Genomic DNA, 14,536 nt, shown 5'->3' with positions numbered 1-14,536 from the left:
TTTCCTTTTAAAGATTAATTTACGTTTTCATATTAAAAACGGGGTTCTGATTTGCTTTAAAATGAGTTAAATTTTATATTTAGCAATCATTTAATCAAACCTAAACTAAATTTCATGAGAAAACTTTTACAAAGTTTGTTCGTTTTGCTGTTTATTGCTGGAAATGCTATGGCTCAGGACAGAACAATCACAGGTACAGTTACGGCCAAGGAGGATGGAATGCCGCTTCCAGGTGTAAGTGTAAAAATCAAAGGGGATGCCGGGGGCACTGTTACTGGAGCAAATGGAAAATATTCTATTAGAGTCACACCAAAAGCAGTATCTCTAGAATTTTCCTATCTAGGATTTACGTCCGAAACCAGACCAATCGGATCGGGGAGTGTTATCAATGTAGTATTAATAGATGATTCAAAAACACTTTCGGATGTGGTGGTCACTGGGGTTGGTGTTGCAACCCAGAAAAAGCTAGTGCCAATTGATGTAGCTACGCTAGATTCAAAAGATTTTCCAAAAAGTGCCACGACAAATGTGACTCAAGCTTTGCAAGGACAGATTGCAGGTGCTCAAATCGTACAGCGAAGTGGTCAACCCGGGGCTAACCCACAAATTATTTTAAGAGGCTTTACAAATCTCGCAAGCTCCTCTCCTCTTATTTTAATTGACGGTGTACAGGCAAGTTCTGATTTATTAACCTCTTTAGATCCTAATACTGTGGATCGAATTGAGGTTGTAAAAGGTTCTGCCGGTGGTATGTTGTACGGCGCTCAGGGAGGTAACGGAGTAATTCAAGTATTTACTAAAAAGGGCGCCAAAAACAGCAAGCTGATTATCGATTTTGTATCTCGATATAGTAATGACAGAGTGGTTCGGTTAAACGACCTGATTGCAACGAATCATCATTGGGTAACGGATGCATCTGGCAACATTGTCGCAAGTAATGGTGCCGTTTTAGCTCCAAGTGCAATTGGAGTCTGGCCAAATCCTACCGCAATGCCATTCGGTACCGATAAAACTGTTCAAAATAACAAGCCAATCCTGCTTCAGACTTTTGATCATATTGAGCAAGGAAATAAGGTGGCCAATACATTTACCAATTCTGTTACAGTAAGAGGAGGTACGGAAAAATCAGATTATTCGTTCGGTGCTTCAAATCTTTCTCAACAAGATGTTTACAGCAATAATTTTAACAGAACTAATCTTAATTTAAATTTTGGATTTAATCCTGTTAAAGGATTAAACTTTAGAAGTGCGACCCAGTTGATTTACACAAAAGAGGATTTGTTATCTTCTAACCGTTTTAATTTAGTTAACTCTTTGCAATGGATTGATTTCACTTTCCAAAATCCAACTAACGGACAGTATGTTGTTAAGCCTAGTACGTTAACTGATGGAAATAATCCTTTGGCTGAAAGAGAAGCGAGATCTCGTTATAGCAAAACACCTCGTTTAGTTCAAAACTTCAGCTTGAATTATAAATTCCCGAAATTTTTAGAATTTGATGTGAAATATGCATTGGATACAAGAAGATGGGAACAAGGTGATTTCTATTTTAACCAAATAGGAAGGGCGCAAACAGTTTTCTATGGTTCGGTTATTGAAGGTAGCATCACTAAAGAATACGAAAGCTCTGCTGTACATTATGGTAATGCAAGTGCTTTCTTCAGAACTGATTTTCAGAACGATTTCAAAATTGATCTACCCATTAAAACCTCAACACAATTTACTTATGATGCAAGGAAATTTAAAAGTAATTATTTCTATGCTCAGGGTGTAACCCTACCAGCTTATCCGCCCTTTACATTATCCAGTGCTACCACCAGAACAGGCGGTGAAAGTTTTGAAGAATCTCTAGTTTATGGATTCTTGGTAAATCAAACCATCGAATGGGGGAATTTATTTGGTATATCTGGAGGTTTTAGATCAGACTATTCATCTGCATTTGGCGGACAAAGCAAACCAGCGAGCTTTCCAAGAGGAACGGTATTCTTCAATCCATCCGAATTTTTTACCAACAAAAACTTCTTAACCAACTGGAAATTGCGTGCGGCCTATGGCGAAGCAGGTGTGCAGCCAGGTATTTACGACAGACAAGTAACATTTAGTAGAGGTAATTTTGGCGAGAGCGGATCTACGCTTTACACCAGAGCGACAGCCAATAACCCCAACCTAATGATCCAAAAAACAACTGAGCTTGAAATCGGTACAGATTTAACGTTAACTCCATTAAAGGGTAGTTGGCTAAGCAATGTTGTTTTAAACGGTACCTATTGGAAAAGAAAATCAAATGATGTTATACAAGAAGCCCCAGCTGCACCATCGTCGGGAGCAACTGGTTTAAGAGATAATCTAGTGAGCTTGCAAAGTAACGGTTTCGATATTTCATTAGATGCAAATGTATATAAGTCGAACAACTTCGACTGGAACTTTGGCTTCAGATTTGGTAAGTCGGTCACTGAGGTAACTCAGGTATCTAATAATGTTCCACTAACTAACGGCGTATTTTATCTTTCTCCAGGTGGCAACTTAGGTGATTTGTATATGCAAAGACCTTTAACTAGCATTGATCAGTTAAGACCGAACGGAACAAGGTACATTCCGGAAGCCAGCGCTGCTGGTTATGCCGTTGCAAGCAATGGTTATGTAGTTAATTTGGCTAACTATAATGTCGTTTTAACAGGAGCTGATGATTTAGCGGTAGTTGGAAATGTAAATCCTGATTTTTCCAGTTCATTTATAAACCATTTCACCATCTTTAAAAAGCTAAGTGTTGGTATACAGTTCGATTGGGTTAAAGGTGGAGAAATATACAATCAAACCAGGCAATGGATGTATCGCGATCGATTACACAAAGACTTTGATGAGCCTGTAACAATTGTCGGCCAGGAAGGCGCATTTGTTGCTTTTTACAACAGTTTGTATAATACTAATACGCCATTATCTCACTATGTTGAAGACGGTAGTTATGTGCGGTTGAGAGACCTATCAATCACTTATGATTTGACAAGTGTATTGAAGCAAAACTGGCTAAGATCTGTATCGGTAACCGCTACTGGTAGAAACCTTGCTACCTGGACAAAATACAAAGGCTTAGATCCTGAAGCAACTGCAGCACTTACGAACCAAGGTGGAACGATAAGTGGTTTTGGTTCATTTACAGGTGTAGATTATTACGGTGCACCGAACCTAAAATCTTTCCAATTTAGTTTAAACATTGGTTTCTAGTAATTGATAACAAAATAAATATTATTGATATGAAGAGAATATTAGCATTTTTTGCAATAGTCGTGCTATTGACAAATTGTAAAAAGTCGGACTTGCAATTAGACGATCCTAACTCGCCAACCCCTACAGGTTCATTGGCATCAGTTAAAGGCGTAGAGCAATTCGCATTGGGGATCTGGAATAAACTATACGTTGGAAATAACCTGCTTGTACACACGATGAACATGCACAGTTTTATGGGCGATGAGCAATGGTGCTCTGCTGGTAACTGGGGATGGAGATATGTGAATCAGGTAGATAAAATTACTTTGCCATCCCCGTACAATAAGGTTATTCCCGGTGTTTTGGTTATAGACCAACCTACCCAATTGAAAGCGTTAAATAACTTATCGGCTACTAACGGTTCTCAGACCAATGCTTTAATTTATGAGTGGAATCTGGCCTATTTTGTAAATGGGCAGGCGAACTTTTTGTTGCAAGCAATTGAAAATCCTGCTATTTCCATCCCTGCATCAGAAAAGGCAACACTACAAGCATGGGCTTATTGGTGGAAAGGATTTGCCTATTCTCGTATAGGATCTATGTATGTTGCAGGTGTAATCAATGATAAAACTGATGGTACTACAGATACACAGTATAAAACCCGTCAACAGATGATTACGGAAGCAAATGCGAATTTTGATAAAGCTATAGCATTGTTAACACCAATTGCTGCAAACGACGCAACCTACACCGCCACTATGACGGCAATTATACCTGCATTTAACAGGCCAACTCCAAATGTCGCCATTACACCCCAAATGTGGATGAGAGGCATAAATACTTATAAGGCCAGAAATATTTTAGTAAACAAAAAAGCTAGCGAATTAACCGCTGGAGATTTAGCATCAATTAAAACTTTGGCTACAGCAGGTCTGGCTCAAGGAGATATCACCTTCTTGTTAGGGATTTCAGCGGTTGCTGCTGAAGGACTTTCGCTAAACAATCAGCAACATACTCTATTATGGAATTCACACGCAAATAACCCTGGATGGATGTATCCATCAGAGCGGTGGGTACAAGATTTCAAAGCAGGAGATCAACGTTTTGTGAAAGGCGTAAGCACATTGCCGCTTGCTGAGGTAAACAGGCAAGCCAGAGGATATCAGTTTGGTGGCCGTTATTTCTTTACCGCGATTCAAAATGGTGGCTATTGGTCTACAAACGCGAGAAGCGGTTTTGCGAATTTTGCCGGATCTTGGGAGGAAAATGCACTTATGCTAGCTGAAGTAGAGATACGAAACAACAATATTGATGCAGGTTTAGCATTAATTGATCAGGTGCGTGCGACAAATGGCGCTGGCTTAGCATCGGTAGCCGGAACAGGATTAAATCAAACGCAAGCAATTGAAGAATTAAGAAAAGAACGCAGGATTGCACTAACATTGAGGGGCTTGGCGTTTTACGATGCCCGACGCTGGGGTGTAACCACTAAGGCAAGTGCTGGTGGTGGTAGGGCAAATGCGAATGTAATTGTGCCAAATGCTGAAATAGGCGCTACACCTGCAGGAAGCTGGACGTTATTGCCATGCTTTATTGATTATAACTATTGGGATTATTGGGACGTTCCTGTTCACGAGTATAGCTACAATAGTCCTGGAAATGGAAGTCCAGCAATTGCAAACTAAGAACATTATTGAGTTTTAAATAAGACATGTAAAAGCAAAAAGCCAGCGATTCGCTGGCTTTTTGCTTTTACATGATTAATAAATTATTTCTTATCTACACTATATCTCCCAGGGCCGATAAAAATCAAGCTGAAAAATACAATACCCAATTCTATTGCATGGCTTGCGCCTTTTAAGCCATCGCCTTTTCCAAAATGAACCAAAGCTGCAATAGCCATTGTAAAAACCAATAACATACAAGCAGGGCGAAAAAATAATCCTACAATTAACAAAAAGCCGCCAAAGGTTTCAGCCACAGCAGCCATAAAGCCCCAAAAAACGGGTAAGAAATCAATGCCTACAACTTTCATGCTGCCGCCTAAACCTGCCCAGCCGGAAGGGCCACCAGCTAATTTTGGAAAACCATGAATAATGAACATCACCCCCAAACCAATGCGGAGAATTAACAGGCCAGTGTTGCGATACTTACCCAAACTATCAAAAGTCGCCATATTATAAATATTTAAATTGAACGTTGTTTTTTTCTACTGTTAACTCCACCTCAGCGCCTAAAACCATACTTAAATTATTTTCAATATGTCCGGTGGGAAAATTGAAACAAACAGGATAAGCATAATCTTTCACGATATCCCAAATTACCTGCTCTGCCGTTTGGCCAAAAAAGATCTTTTCTTCTGCGATTTCATTAAATGCACCAATGATTAAGCCCCGAAGATTTCTTAGCTTTCCGGCACGCTTCAGCATCCTCAACATTCTATCGATGCTATACTCTTGTTCTCCCACATCTTCTAGAAATAAGATTTTATCATCAAAATCCATCTCCGAAACTGATCCCTGCATCATGACAAGCAATGTTAAATTTCCCCCTATTAAAACGCCTGTTCCAACACCTGGTTGATTATTAAATTCGCTGCGGTAATGATAAGTTTGACGCTCACCAAAAACCGCCTTTTTTAATGACGCTAAAGCTTCAGGTGTAGATTCATCGAAAGTGTAAGGCATTTGCGCATGTAAGCATTGGATCTGGGTTTGCGCTATAATGTGCGAAAGTAGAATCGTCACATCACTAAATCCAATAAACCATTTCGGATTCTGCTTAAACTTCGTAAAGTCGAGTTCGTCAATAATACGGATGGTGCCATAGCCCCCGCGACCGCAAATAATCGCTTTCACTGTTTCATCATCCAAAAAGTGCTGAATGTCGTTGGTTCTCAATTGATCTGTGCCGGCAAACTGATGGTGACTTGCATATACACTTTCGCCAACTATAACCTCTAGGCCCCAATTTTCCAAAATGGAAATTGCACTATCAATGGATTTAGGTAATTTCTTTGCCGGACAAACTATGGCAATCTTATCTCCTTTTTTTAAATACGGGGGCTGCTTAATCATCTTTAAAACACTTATCTTTGCCAAATTAATAAAAATTGTTTTGGATAATAGTAAAATAAAAAGATATACCGTAACGGCAGCACTTCCATATACCAATGGGCCGGTACATATCGGGCACCTAGCCGGTGTTTACATTCCTGCTGATATATATGCCCGCTACCTTCGGTCGAATAAACGCGATGTGAAGTTTATCTGCGGGTCGGATGAAAACGGTGTGCCAATTACTTTGAAGGCAAAACGCGAAGGAATTACCCCACAGGAGGTGGTAGATAAATACCATAAGATTATCGGAGATTCTTTTAAAGAGTTTGGGGTTTCTTTCGATATTTATCACCGTACCTCTTCGCAAACTCATCATCAAACGGCTTCAGATTTTTTTAAAACCCTTTATGATAAAGGTGTATTTACCGAAGAAATTACAGAGCAATATTATGATCCTACGGCGAAACAATTTTTAGCTGATCGATACATTACCGGTACGTGCCCAAAATGCGGCAATGAGAACGCCTATGGCGATCAGTGTGAAAACTGCGGTTCTACTTTAAATGCTACCGATTTAATTAATCCAAAATCTACGCTTTCAGGAGATAAACCCATCTTAAAGGAAACTAAAAACTGGTTTTTACCTTTAGATCAATACGAAGATCGCCTGCGGACTTATATTGAAAGCCACAAAGAGTGGCGACCAAATGTTTACGGACAATGCCAAAGCTGGTTGAATGCTGGGTTACAGCCCCGGGCCATGACCCGCGATTTAGATTGGGGCGTACGTGTTCCGCTCCGCGATGCGGAAGGTAAAGTATTATATGTGTGGTTCGATGCTCCAATTGGCTATATCTCTGCTACAAAAGAACTTTGTAACTATGCCAAACTCGATGTTTGGAATCCAAAAGCGGAAGAATATTACATCAGTAATTACGAAGCGGATAAATGTGGTTGGGAGGAATATTGGAAAAGTGATGAAACCAAATTGGTACATTTCATTGGCAAGGATAATATTGTTTTTCACTGTATCATTTTTCCGGCCATGTTAATGGCGCATGGCGATTATACCCTGGCCGACAATGTGCCAGCCAATGAGTTTCTAAACCTCGAAGGACAGAAGATTTCTACCTCTAAAAACTGGGCAGTTTGGTTAAACGAATACCTGCGTGAGTTTGAGGGCAAACAAGACGTGTTGCGTTATGTACTTACCGCAACAGCACCAGAAACAAAGGATAACGATTTTACCTGGAAAGATTTTCAGGCCAGAAACAATAACGAGCTTGTCGCTATACTTGGCAATTTTGTAAACCGCGTGGTGGTACTTACCCATAAATATTTCAATGGAATTGTGCCCACCTGCATGGAAATTACTGAAGTGGATCAAGCTGTAATTGATGAGCTGGCAGGTTATCCGGCAAAAATATCGGCTTCAATAGAGAATTATCGTTTTAGAGAGGCTTTATCCGAAGTGATGAATGTTGCCCGTTTGGGAAATAAATATTTAGCAGAAACTGAACCCTGGAAGCTGATTAAAACAGATGAAGACCGCGTGAGGACCATTTTGCACTTGTCGCTTCAAATCGCAGCAAATATTCAAATCTTAATTGAGCCTTTTCTGCCGTTTACAGCAGAGAAGTTGATGAAGATGCTGGTGAATGGTGGTCATGATTGGGATGATGCAGGAAGTGTGAGTTTGCTTAAACGCGGTCATCAGATTGGAGAAGGCGTACTCCTTTTCGAGAAAATTGAAGATGCTGAAATCGATTTTCAGATTGAAAAACTGAATCAAAGTAAAGCAACGAATGCCGCAAGTGCTGTTGTGGCTACTCCTGCTAAAGAAAACATTAATTTCGATGATTTTTCTGCAATAGATATCCGTGTGGCAACTATAGTAGCGGCCGAAAAGGTAGAGAAAACCAAAAAGTTATTAAAGCTAACCGTAAATACCGGTATCGATGAACGAACTGTAGTTTCAGGTATTGCAGAATACTATAAGCCAGAAGATATTATCGGCAAGCAAGTGAGCATGATTGTTAATCTTGCTCCCCGTGAAATTAAAGGAATTTTATCACAGGGAATGATTTTGATGGCCGAGAATTCGGAAGGTAAATTAACCTTTGTTGCTCCGGTTGAAAAGTTTCAAGAAGGTAGTATTATTCGATAATATATCATTAGGATTTGCATCAAGCCCCGGAGTTTTTCGGGGCTTTTTTTGTGCCTGATTAATGAGGCTATCCCAAAGGATAGCACTACCCTTTGGGATAGTAGGGAGGTTTGCTCAGGTGTTAAGGCTAAATTTGTCTGGTAAATTTAGAAACAGGAAACCATCACGATTTTTTGAAACCACATAGTGGAATGAATCAATCTGATCGCTTCATCACCCTTAAAAAATATATACAGATGAAAAATATCCTTCATATTATGTCAAGTCCTCGTGGAGAGGCCTCTATGAGCATTAAACTAGGTAATGCCATTGTCGATAAAATTCAGTCGAAATACCCAGGATCAAAGGTTAAGGAAAGTAATCTTATCAACAAGCATTTCCCTCACCTGGAGGAAGCGCATCTAAACGCTTTTTATAGGCCTGTAGAACAGAGAAGTCCTGAAAATCGGCTTGCGGTACAACATTCTGATGAGGCGATTCAGGAAATAAAAGATGCTGATATTTTAGTCATTGGTGTACCTTTTTACAATTTCGGCATCCATTCTACGCTTAAAGCATGGATTGATCACATCGCCAGAGCTGGCGTTACCTTTCAGTACGGAGCAACCGGACCTGAAGGTTTAGTTAAAGGGAAAAAAGTTTATCTGGCCATTGCCTCTGGTGGCGTATATTCTGATGGACCGATGCAAGCCTATGATTTTGCCGCACCTTATTTAAAAGCTGTTCTTGGCTTTCTGGGAATGACAGATGTTACTGTTTTCAGAGTAGAAGGCGTAAATATGCCTGATCTAAAAGAAACTGCTTTAGAAAAGGGGATAGAAAATATTGAAATAGCGTAATAATTCTTACACTGAAAAAAAATAAAGAGTTTGATTTCAAACTAAACCTGCCAAGCCATAAGCCACAGTAGCAGCTGCGACCTATTGGCTTGGTAGGTTAAATTATAGATGTAAAGGTTAAAATTTCCTTTCAAACCTATCTCCCGTTAACTGGTATACTCCACTTGGGTTTGCGCCGCCGAACCACAATTCGCCTTGCGGTGTTTTGTAGATTGTCCAGATGTGTTGGCTCTCCAGTCCATCTGCTTTAGTAAAATTCTTCATCAACTTTCCATCATATCGCCATACACCAGATCCTACGGTTCCAAACCATATATTTCCGGACTGATCCTCGGCAAGTGCAAAAACTTTTTCTAACGAATTCCCCCCGATGTCGGCTTTTCTAAGTTTTTGTTCAACAGTAAAATTAACAACCTTATTGCCGTCGTATCTCAATACACCTATCCCGTTGTTGCCAATCCAAAGGTTGCCTTTACGATCTTCCATGATCGCTCTGGTGTGGAGATGCCCGGTTTTGTCGCTCAAACCCAGGGTCGAATCGTTCAGAATTTTAAAATTGGTGCCATCATAGCCCAGTACTGCGCCATAGGAGCCAAACCAAAGTCTGCCATTTTTGCCCTTCACAAAAGCCGTAGAAATTGAGAAATGATTTTCATGCCCTACTCTGGAACGAATGGGAAATGTGCGGTAGGAGAGGTTTTTTCCATCATATTCGTATACGCCAGGGTTGCCTTCAAGCTGATTATAGGCTTCCATCTCATTTCCCTTAAACCAAATACTATTCTTGTTGAGCTTCCAGTCGTTTTTTTTATGGTAATCCTTCTGGGTATAAACCGCCATTTTACCGTCTTGATATCGGCTTAAGCCCCTGCCGCACTCAAACCAAACCACACCATTTTTATCTTCATAAATGTTCCGTACCTGATGATCACTTAAACCATTCGACTTATTAAAATATTCAAATTTCCCTTTATGAAGCAGCGCAACACCCTCCTGGTGACTGCCAAACCAAATATCTCCTTTGCTATCTGCAAAAATAGAGCGGATCCCAGTGGTGTATTTCAACATTAAAGGGTTGATATCTTTTTGGCTGTATCGATTTTTGTCAGTCAACCCGTTAATCCCTTTTCCAACATTTGGGTCGATCATTGCTGCAACGATAAAGGTGACTGATAAGCCGCCAAAAAGTAGCAGGTAAAGCCAAACCGCCTTCGCCTTCATCATCAAATTCCGATTAAACAGATACTGGTTTCCTGCAGGTGCGATCATTTGTTCTATCAAAAATTATTTCCATTTACTAAACAGCCATTTTGGAATCTCCTCAGTTAATAAAAACGGAATTACAATGTTGTTGTGATTTAGATTGGTGAAGGTTGTGAAAACGAGATTTTTGTTGGAAGCCAATCGATCAAATAAAGCCAAACTACTCTGGTATGGGTTTTCGTCGTCTTTTTCGCCATGGATGAGCCAAATGTTTTTTAGCCTTATCTTTTGAAGGTTAGAGAAATCTGAAACGGCTGCGATAGAAACGGTTGCTGCAAATTTATCTGGCGCCAGGTTCAGTAGATTTTGTGCAGTAGAGGCGCCCATGGAGTAGCCGATCAGGTAAATTCTATTTCGATCGATATCAGGATATTCATCTGCCAATTGGTCAATCAATTTCAATAAAGCAGAAACATCCGCAGAGGGTTTTGCAATTGCAGTACCCACCTCATCATTCGCATAGTTGGAAGATCGCCTGTTGAATTGTGGTGCCACCACATAGCATGGATAGTCATTATAAATTTCAGGTCGGAGCCAAATTTTTGCCAGTGGCTCCAGTTGCTGCTTATTGTCGGTGCCTATTCTGGTGGAATTATGAAAAGTAATCACCAAAGGGTAGCCTTTCTTTCCGGTTTTAGGCGCTTTAGGTAAAAGAAGCCGATAAGGAATTTGGATGCTATCAAGCGTGAAAGCTTTTTTGAGCCATACATTAGTATTTAAACTATTTACTATTTTTCTGTTTTGGGTAAAAGTCAAACTATCGATAGTAGTTTTCCTAAATGTTTTTTTCTGCGCAAAAGCGAGATTTGCATTTGCGGTTAACATGAAAAAAAGAGCCGTTAAAATAGGGTGGACTATTCGTTGGAGCATTGGAGTAATTCGCTTATTACAGGTACTTAGATTCGAAACGTTGAAGGCAGCAAGTTAACTTATTTAAGCGATATTCACGTTTGTTCATCCAAAACCAATGAGCGCAATCGAAGCATGCTGAAAATCAATGGATAATATAAATAGGAATATCTTTTTTAAAACTAGCCTTGCTGAGAATTCGTATTTAGCATGTACATCTGGAACTAACTGATGTATAACTTAGGTTAAACGCAAGTGATTCACTCGTGTATTTTGACGTTACCTCAGGCACTTTAAACACACAAGTTGAAAAGTGATCACATCAGCAGATGCACAAATTGCATCTGCTGATTTTTTTATACAATAATGTAGGTTAGCCTTTAGAGACTCTGTTCAAAGTTTTGTCGAAAGTAAACTTCAAATTAAGATGGCCAATAAAGCACGTTAAACTTATGTCCGTCTGGATCCGAAAAGCCAAAGGTGTAACCTTTTTGATAATTTTCTTTCTCGGCGTAAATAGCGGCTCCAGCAGCCTTCGTCTTTTCAAACCAGACATCAACTTCTTCGCGGCTCTCTGCTGAGAGACTAAACATAATTTCAGTTCCGGTGTGAAGAACCGTGTTCTCTAACTTTGCTGCATTGGTAAATTGCTGTTCTGTAAAGAAATGAATAATGAAATGATTATTGCCAAAAGAAAAGCTCACCAGATCGGTAGTTTGCTCCCCATTTTGTTTAAAGCCAAGGGCATTGTAAAATTCAGCAGTTCGTGCCAAGTCTTTCACGGCAAGATTAGCCCAGATCATTTTCGTATCCATAACAGAAATATGAGGTGAATATATAATGCAACAGATAACATCCGCTATTGTTTAGGATAGCCTTCCCCAAGGATATCATCCGAAACATCAAGTTCACACATTTAGCCTCAAAACTTTTATTATATTTGCGGCATAAATGGTCCCGTAGTTCAACGGATAGAATAGAAGTTTCCTAAACTTTAGATATGAGTTCGATTCTCGTCGGGACCACTTCCTTAGATTCAAACCAGAACATTGCCACGCAAATCGTTGATTTTCAAGGCTTTGTTTTGGTTTTTATAACACATTAAGACTCATAGTTGTTCATTCTGAATGACTGGTTTTAGTGAGACGAACATTTACTATTTCTTGTAAAGCGCTGTAGTTCAGTAGATTGATTGAAATATCAAAACCAGAATTATTCCGAAATGTTCGGGTGCTGGATTATTTTGTAAGATATTGATTTACAGGTCGTTCGACTGACGAACATCTTGATGACTCACTGGCTCAAATGTACATTTGTTTAATTTTAAATGTATCATTATGAGTTACAATTTTCATCTTTTATTCTATCTGAAAAGACCAAAAAATTTTATCAAGGGCGAGATGATGCCCATCTATTTACGGATTACCGTGAAAGGAAAACATTCGGAATATTCTGTCGGCAGGGAAATTGTTCCCAGCTTCTGGTCTGCGCTTAAAGGAAAAGGCACTGGCCTGCGCGAGGAGATCCGGGAACTTAATGATTATCTGGATACGCTGGCCTCAAAAGTTCGACGGTTTCATACCACTCTTGTTGAAAAGGAAGATGAGGTGACAGCGGTAGTGTTGAGGGATCATCTTACCGGAAAGAATACGTCTAACCACAGCCTGCTAAGAGTTTATCAGAAGCACAATGACAATATGGAAAAACTGATTGGTAAAGGATACAGTTATAGCACGTTTCAAACCTATCAAAGTTCCATCAGACATGTTAAACAATTTCTTCAGCTCAAATATGAGGTTCAGGACATTAACGTCAAAAAGGTAGATTTTAAATTTATCACCGATTATGAGCTATTTCTTAGAATAGATCGGGGAAATAATGCAATGTCTGCCCGGAAATATATTGTTCACCTGAAAAAAATCATGCTGTATTGCCTGGGTGCCGGGTGGATTGTTGGTAATCCATTTTTAAATTATCGCAATACTGCTAAAGCTAAGGCAAGGACTTTTCTAAATATGGAAGAGTTGGATAGGATCAAAAACAGGGAATTTCCACTCGAGCGCTTAAACATTGTTCGTGACATTTTTATTTTCAGTTGCTATACAGGCTTGTCTTATATAGACGTGAAACAGCTTCGCCCCGATCAGATTACAAAGGGTGATGACGGTAATTTATGGATATTCATTAAACGGCAGAAAACGGAAACACCCTGTCACATCCCTTTGTTGGATGAGGCGAAAGTAATTCTTGACAGGTATAAGAATCACAGGATATGCAGATGGAGAAAAGTCGCGTTGCCAGTGCTCACTAATCAACGCACGAATGGTTACCTGAAAGAAATCGCCGATCTTTGTAACATCACTAAAGTGCTTACTTATCATCTCGCCAGGCATACTTTTGCAACCACTATTACCCTTTCAAATGGTGTTCCGATTGAGACCGTATCCCAAATGCTTGGTCATAATAGCTTGAAAACAACACAGCATTATGCGAAGGTTATCGATACTAAAGTTAGTACTGAGATGTCTGCATTACAGGAGAAACTTTTAAACCGAGATAAGGAAGAAGAAGATACTGGTGATATGAAAGTTATGAAGCTATTTAGATAAATTGCTTTCAGTGTAAACGGAAATCGGTTGTAATTTGTCTTGTCAATCTTAATCTAATTGCCAGTATTTGTATCAACACTAGGCAGATAATTTTCACACAAGGGTTTAAAAAATAAATAATTATTATACTAATAGTATTACTTTTTATGTTTTTTTAAACTGGTATTAAGATGTCTGCATTACAGAAGAAACTTCTAGAAGGATAAAGAGGAGGATGATGGTGATGTGAAGGTTATGAAGCTTTTTAGCTAGATTGTTAGCTATGTAGCTGTTATAGGCTTTGAATATTGAAGCAATGTTAATTTAGATTCTTCTTAGTTGAGTAAAATCATTAAAATATAGTTCATGGTGTAATCTTTTTAGGGAACATTTTTATGGCAACTGTGAGTTTTTATAATTATAGTGTTTTGAGGTATTATGGTAGCAAGGCAACTTAAGAGAAAAAACGGGCCCAATCAAATTTCCAACAGATTTAGGAAGTGCGAGTAGCAAGTAGACTTAAGTGACTGATTATAAACAAGTTTTTTGATTATTTATATTTTGTTT

General features: G+C 39.3%; 10 protein-coding genes and 1 tRNA gene. 6 read left to right on the top strand and 5 right to left on the bottom strand.

Annotated elements, in window-relative coordinates:
* Positions 1-114: 114 nt before the first annotated feature.
* Positions 115-3,222, top strand: coding sequence for a SusC/RagA family TonB-linked outer membrane protein (locus AC3ITD_RS18365; RefSeq protein ID WP_489361943.1), 3,108 nt, complete (start codon positions 115-117; stop codon positions 3,220-3,222).
* 29 nt (positions 3,223-3,251) lie between these two features.
* Entirely contained in the window at positions 3,252-4,889 is a 1,638-nt protein-coding gene (locus AC3ITD_RS18360; RefSeq protein ID WP_489361941.1) for a RagB/SusD family nutrient uptake outer membrane protein, read from the top strand.
* An 83-nt stretch (positions 4,890-4,972) separates the two neighbouring features.
* On the opposite strand, the gene AC3ITD_RS18355 is transcribed toward AC3ITD_RS18360, so the two are convergent.
* A complete protein-coding gene (locus AC3ITD_RS18355; protein WP_489361939.1) occupies positions 4,973-5,380 on the bottom strand; it encodes a DoxX family protein in 408 nt (135 codons plus the stop codon).
* 1 nt (position 5,381) lies between these two features.
* The gene (locus tag AC3ITD_RS18350; RefSeq protein ID WP_489361937.1) at positions 5,382-6,281 is read right to left on the bottom strand and encodes a S66 peptidase family protein; all 900 of its coding nucleotides are present in this window, start codon (positions 6,279-6,281) and stop codon (positions 5,382-5,384) included.
* 40 nt (positions 6,282-6,321) lie between these two features.
* Between AC3ITD_RS18350 and metG the strand changes: the two genes are divergently transcribed.
* Both metG and AC3ITD_RS18340 read left to right on the top strand, forming a co-directional pair.
* Positions 6,322-8,430, top strand: a complete 2,109-nt coding sequence (metG, locus tag AC3ITD_RS18345; protein WP_489361935.1) for a methionine--tRNA ligase — start codon at positions 6,322-6,324, stop codon at positions 8,428-8,430.
* A 236-nt stretch (positions 8,431-8,666) separates the two neighbouring features.
* Positions 8,667-9,269, top strand: coding sequence for an FMN-dependent NADH-azoreductase (locus AC3ITD_RS18340; RefSeq protein ID WP_489361933.1), 603 nt, complete (start codon positions 8,667-8,669; stop codon positions 9,267-9,269).
* A 117-nt stretch (positions 9,270-9,386) separates the two neighbouring features.
* Here AC3ITD_RS18340 and AC3ITD_RS18335 read toward each other — a convergent pair whose 3' ends face one another.
* The 3 genes from AC3ITD_RS18335 to AC3ITD_RS18325 form a co-directional block, all read right to left on the bottom strand.
* Positions 9,387-10,538 carry a ligand-binding sensor domain-containing protein gene (locus tag AC3ITD_RS18335; protein WP_489361931.1) on the bottom strand — a complete coding sequence of 384 codons (1,152 nt, stop codon included), beginning with the start codon at positions 10,536-10,538 and terminating at the stop codon, positions 9,387-9,389.
* Between the two features lie 15 nt (positions 10,539-10,553).
* Positions 10,554-11,357 (bottom strand): carboxylesterase family protein, encoded by an 804-nt coding sequence (locus AC3ITD_RS18330; RefSeq protein WP_489361929.1) that lies wholly within the window; start codon positions 11,355-11,357, stop codon positions 10,554-10,556.
* A 446-nt stretch (positions 11,358-11,803) separates the two neighbouring features.
* A complete protein-coding gene (locus tag AC3ITD_RS18325) occupies positions 11,804-12,196 on the bottom strand; it encodes a VOC family protein (protein ID WP_489361927.1) in 393 nt (130 codons plus the stop codon).
* A gap of 138 nt (positions 12,197-12,334) precedes the next feature.
* Here AC3ITD_RS18325 and AC3ITD_RS18320 point away from each other — a divergent pair.
* Positions 12,335-12,406, top strand: a tRNA-Arg gene (locus tag AC3ITD_RS18320).
* A 312-nt stretch (positions 12,407-12,718) separates the two neighbouring features.
* On the top strand, positions 12,719-13,990 hold the full coding sequence (locus AC3ITD_RS18315) for a site-specific integrase (RefSeq protein WP_489361925.1): 1,272 nt from the start codon (positions 12,719-12,721) through the stop codon (positions 13,988-13,990).
* Positions 13,991-14,536: the final 546 nt, after the last annotated feature.

This window comes from Pedobacter sp. KH_004 (assembly GCF_057840755.1).
The sequence above is the reverse complement of the archived record's forward strand: the minus strand, read 5'-3'. Positions and strand labels throughout refer to the sequence as shown.

Coding starts and splice junctions, on each gene's coding strand:
- AC3ITD_RS18365 (WP_489361943.1), top strand. CDS start 115: ATGAGAAAACTTTTACAAAGTTTGTTCGTTTTGCTGTTTATTGCTGGA.
- AC3ITD_RS18360 (WP_489361941.1), top strand. CDS start 3,252: ATGAAGAGAATATTAGCATTTTTTGCAATAGTCGTGCTATTGACAAAT.
- AC3ITD_RS18355 (WP_489361939.1), bottom strand. CDS start 5,380: ATGGCGACTTTTGATAGTTTGGGTAAGTATCGCAACACTGGCCTGTTA.
- AC3ITD_RS18350 (WP_489361937.1), bottom strand. CDS start 6,281: ATGATTAAGCAGCCCCCGTATTTAAAAAAAGGAGATAAGATTGCCATA.
- AC3ITD_RS18340 (WP_489361933.1), top strand. CDS start 8,667: ATGAAAAATATCCTTCATATTATGTCAAGTCCTCGTGGAGAGGCCTCT.
- AC3ITD_RS18335 (WP_489361931.1), bottom strand. CDS start 10,538: ATGATCGCACCTGCAGGAAACCAGTATCTGTTTAATCGGAATTTGATG.
- AC3ITD_RS18330 (WP_489361929.1), bottom strand. CDS start 11,357: ATGTTAACCGCAAATGCAAATCTCGCTTTTGCGCAGAAAAAAACATTT.
- AC3ITD_RS18325 (WP_489361927.1), bottom strand. CDS start 12,196: ATGGATACGAAAATGATCTGGGCTAATCTTGCCGTGAAAGACTTGGCA.
- AC3ITD_RS18315 (WP_489361925.1), top strand. CDS start 12,719: ATGAGTTACAATTTTCATCTTTTATTCTATCTGAAAAGACCAAAAAAT.